A 1,298-nucleotide genomic window follows, 5' to 3' on the forward strand; every position below is an offset into this window, starting at 1 on the left:
AAACCATTCACCTCCGCCGACGTCGCCTTCTCGGCGCTGCAGGTATGGAAGCCGCTGCAGAATCTCGGCCGCACAGTGTTCAAGGACCTGACGGCGGTCGAAACGCCGGACGAGTTGACCGCCATCTTCAAATTCGCCAAGCCGACGCCGTTCCAGCTGATCCGCAATGCCCTGCCGGCGCTTTCGAGCGTCGTGCCGAAGCATGTCTATGAGAGCGGCAAGATCGAGGAGAACCCGGCCAACAACGCGCCGGTCGGCACCGGCCCGTACAAATTCGCCGAATACAAGGCCGGCCAGTACTACCGGCTGGCGAAGAACGCCGACTATTGGGGCAAGGGCGAGCCCTATCTCGATGAGATCGTCTACCAGGTGCTGCCGGACCGCACGTCGGCGGCCGCGGCGCTCGAGGCGGAAGAAATCCAGCTCGCCGCCTTTTCCGCAGTGCCGCTCGCCGACCTCGACCGCATCTCCAAGGTGCCTGGCCTGAAGGTGATCACCAAGGGCTATGAAGGCCTGACCTACCAGCTCGTCGTCGAGATCAACCACCGCCGCAAGGAGCTGGCCGATCTGAAAGTGCGCCAGGCGATCGCGCATGCCATCGACAAGGACTTCGTCGTCAAGACGATCTTCCTCGGCTACGCCGCCACCGCGACCGGCCCGGTGCCGAAGAACGATCCGCAGTTCTACACCGCCGACGTGCCGACCTATGCATTCGACGTCGCCAAGGCCAATGCGCTTCTCGACGAGGCCGGCTACAAGAAAGGCCCCGACGGCAACCGCTTCTCGCTGAAGCTCCTGCCGGCGCCTTACTTCAACGAGACCAAGCAGTTCGGCGACTATCTGCGCCAGGCGCTCGCCGCCGTCGGTATCGACGCCGAACTGGTCAACAACGACTCTCCCGCCCACATCAAGGCCGTCTACACTGACCATGCCTTCGACCTCGCCGTCGGCCCGCCGGTGTTCCGCGGCGACCCGGCGATCTCGACCACCATTCTCGTACAGAGCGGCATCCCGGATGGCGTGCCCTTCTCCAACCAGGGCGGCTACAGGAACGTGGAACTGGATGCGCTGATCGCCAAGGCGTCGGAGACGCTCGATACCGCCGCCCGCACCGAGCTCTACAAGGAATTCCAGAAGAAGGTCGCGGCGGATCTCCCGCTGATCAACGTCGCAGAATGGAGCTTCATCAGCGTCGCCCGCGATACGGTCGGCAACATCGCCAACAACCCGCGCTGGGCGGTGTCGAACTGGGCGGACACTTATCTGGAATCGTGACACATTTGCGCGGATGAGAATTC

At 63.3% G+C, this 1,298-nt stretch carries 1 protein-coding gene; it reads left to right on the forward strand.

Annotated features, from left to right (window positions below; genetic code table 11):
• On the forward strand, positions 1–1,275 hold a 1,275-nt coding region (locus tag EOA33_RS36075), incomplete at its 5' end, for an ABC transporter substrate-binding protein (RefSeq protein WP_145989524.1).
• Positions 1,276–1,298: the final 23 nt, after the last annotated feature.

The sequence above is a fragment of the Mesorhizobium sp. M4A.F.Ca.ET.050.02.1.1 genome (assembly GCF_003997725.1).
Lineage (GTDB): Bacteria > Pseudomonadota > Alphaproteobacteria > Rhizobiales > Rhizobiaceae > Mesorhizobium.